The sequence below is a fragment of the Streptomyces phytophilus genome (assembly GCF_013870535.1).
In the GTDB taxonomy this organism is placed as follows: domain Bacteria; phylum Actinomycetota; class Actinomycetes; order Streptomycetales; family Streptomycetaceae; genus Streptomyces; species Streptomyces phytophilus.
This window is the reverse complement of record NZ_JACBXC010000838.1, coordinates 1-2,737: the sequence shown is the minus strand read 5'-3', so window position 1 is coordinate 2,737 and position 2,737 is coordinate 1. Positions and strand designations below refer to the sequence as shown.

3 protein-coding genes are annotated in these 2,737 nt (G+C 72.3%); 1 reads left to right on the top strand and 2 read right to left on the bottom strand.

The window, feature by feature from the left end:
• Window positions 1-630: aminodeoxychorismate/anthranilate synthase component II (locus H5J30_RS25980; protein ID WP_181789776.1), on the top strand; the 630-nt coding region annotated here is incomplete at its 5' end.
• Window positions 631-681: 51 nt separating this feature from the next.
• Here H5J30_RS25980 and H5J30_RS25975 read toward each other — a convergent pair.
• Window positions 682-1,710, bottom strand: coding sequence for a 6-phosphofructokinase (locus tag H5J30_RS25975; protein ID WP_181789775.1), 1,029 nt, complete (start codon window positions 1,708-1,710; stop codon window positions 682-684).
• A gap of 157 nt (window positions 1,711-1,867) precedes the next feature.
• Window positions 1,868-2,512, bottom strand: coding sequence for a response regulator (locus H5J30_RS25970; RefSeq protein WP_181789777.1), 645 nt, complete (start codon window positions 2,510-2,512; stop codon window positions 1,868-1,870).
• Window positions 2,513-2,737 lie beyond the last annotated feature (225 nt).

Sequence of the window (2,737 nt, the reverse complement as noted above, 5' to 3'; positions counted from 1 at the left end):
ATGCAGGGGGCGGCGGACACCGGCCGAGCGGCGGCCGGGCGGGTGCTGGTGGTCGACGGCGAGGACACCTTCACGGCGATGCTCGCCCACGTGCTGCGCGCCTCGGGCGCGGAGGTGGACGTACGCCGCTTCGACGCGCCCGGCGTACGGGACGCGGCGCTGGCGCACGAGGGACCCGTCGTGCTCGGCCCGGGACCCGGCGACCCGTCGGACACCGCCGACCCCAGGATGCGCTTCCTGCGCGGGCTGGCCGCCGAGCTGCTGGCGGGGCACCGGCACGGGCTGCTCGGCGTCTGCCTGGGCCACGAACTCCTCGCCGCCGAGCTGGGGTTGCCGCTGGTCCGCAAGGACGTGCCGTACCAGGGGGCGCAGGAGGAGATCGACTTCTTCGGGCGGCCGGAGACGGTCGGCTTCTACAGCACGTACACCGCCCGCTGCGACGACGCCGCCGCGGCGGCGCTGGCGGCGGCTCGCGGCGTCGAGCTGAGCCGCGACCCGCGCAGCGGCGACGTGCACGCGCTGCGCGGGCCCGGCTTCGCCGGGGTGCAGTTCCATCCGGAGTCGGTGCTGACGCTGGACGGCGACCGGCTGGTGCGGCAGCTGCTGGCGGCGGTGCTGGTACGGGGCTGAGGCACGGGGCCGGCGGCCTGCGCGGAGCAGGCCGCCGGCCCGTACCGGCACTCAGCCGAAGAAGACGCCGACCTCCTCGTACAGCTCGGGGTCCACGGTCTTGATCCGCGCCGTGGCGGCGGCGAGCGGCACGCGGACCACGTCGGTGCCCTGCAGGGCGACCATCTTGCCCCAGTCCTCGTCGTGCACCGCCTCGATGGCGTGCAGCCCGAAGCGGCTGGCGAGCCAGCGGTCGTACGCGCTGGGCGTACCGCCGCGCTGCACGTGCCCCAGCACGGTCGTGCGGGCCTCCTTGCCCGTACGCCGCTCGATCTCCTTCGCCAGCCACTCGCCGACGCCCGACAGCCGGACGTGGCCGAAGGAGTCCAGGGACTCGTCCTTGAGCACCATGTCGCCGTCCTTCGGCATCGCGCCCTCCGCCACGCACACGATGGGCGCGTAGCTGGCCTTGAAGCGGGAGGTCACCCAGCCGCAGACCTTCTCGACGTCGAAGCGCTGCTCGGGGATGAGGATCACGTTGGCGCCGCCGGCGAGCCCGGAGTGCAGGGCGATCCAGCCGGCGTGCCGTCCCATCACCTCGACGACGAGGACGCGCATGTGGGACTCGGCCGTGGTGTGCAGCCGGTCGATGGCCTCGGTCGCGATGTTGACCGCGGTGTCGAAGCCGAAGGTGTAGTCGGTGGCGGAGAGGTCGTTGTCGATGGTCTTCGGTACGCCGACGACCTTGATGCCGTACTCGTCGGCGAGGCGCTGCGCGACGCCGAGGGTGTCCTCGCCGCCGATGGCGATGAGCGAGTCCACCTCCAGCTTCGCCATGTTCTCCTTGATGCGCTTGATACCCCCCTCGACCTTGAGGGGGTTGGTACGCGACGACCCGAGGATGGTTCCGCCGCGCGGCAGGATGCCGCGGACGGCGGGGATGTCCAGGGTGACGGTGTCGGCCTCCAGCGGCCCGCGCCAGCCGTCCCGGAAGCCGGTGAACTCGTACCCGTACTCCTGGACGCCCTTGCGGACGACGGCCCGGATGACCGCGTTGAGCCCGGGGCAGTCACCGCCACCGGTCAGTACTCCTACCCGCATCACAGGTTTCCCTTCTGACGGTCGTGACCCCGCTGCAGCAACGCTAACGGTGATCCACCTCACACGACACGGAGCGAGCGGGATTCGCACACCAACCTGTCAATTAGGCGGCGGACTTCACTCGGAGGAGGGACCGGGAGGGTAAGGGAGGGGCGGCTCAGTCGTCGTCGAGACCGCGCTCGATGGCGTAGCGGACCAACTCGACGCGGTTGTGGAGCTGGAGCTTGCCGAGGGTGTTCTGCACGTGGTTCTGCACGGTGCGGTGGGAGATGACGAGGCGTTCGGCGATCTGCTTGTACGAGAGCCCCTTGGCGACCAGGCGCAGCACCTCGGTCTCGCGGTCGGTGAGCTTGGGCACCTCGGGCTCGTCGCCGCTCCCGGCGACGGGCTCGCCGGCCAGCCGGCGGTACTCGCCGAGCACGAGCCCGGCGAGGCCGGGCGTGAACACCGGGTCGCCCTGGGCGGTCCGCTCGACGGCGTCGATCAGCTCCTCGGTGCTGGCGGACTTCACGAGGTAGCCGGTGGCGCCGGACTTGACGGCTTCGAGGACGTCGGCGTGCTCGCCGCTGGCGGACAGCACGAGCACCCGCACGCCGGGCTGGGCGCCGACGACCTCCTGGCAGACCTGCACGCCGGGCAGGCCGGGGAGGTTGAGATCCAGCACGAGCACGTCGGGGCCGGCGGCCCGCGCCCGCCGCACCGCCTGCGGCCCGTCCCCGGCGGTGGCCACGACGGCGAAGCCGGCGGCGGCCAGATCGCGGGCCACGGCGTCGCGCCACATGGGGTGGTCATCGACGACCATCACCTTGACCCCGTCCCTGCCTTCTCCGCCCACCTCGACTCCCTTCCCCGCGGCTACGGTCCGGTAACCATGGTGGCGCATGCATCTCGTTTCAGCACGTATCGCCTCCCGCGGGGGCGTACGGATGTGCGGTCCCGGCGGGGACGCGCCCGGACACCACAGTGACAACCGCACCCCGGCTCACGACGCGTCGCCTTCGGGAGGGGCGTACGGAGGTACGGGACC

What these genes read in the sequence shown, in the direction of transcription:
- H5J30_RS25975 (WP_181789775.1), bottom strand. Translation starts at nt 1,710, where the DNA reads ATGCGGGTAGGAGTACTGACCGGTGGCGGTGACTGCCCCGGGCTCAAC.
- H5J30_RS25970 (WP_181789777.1), bottom strand. Translation starts at nt 2,512, where the DNA reads ATGGTCGTCGATGACCACCCCATGTGGCGCGACGCCGTGGCCCGCGAT.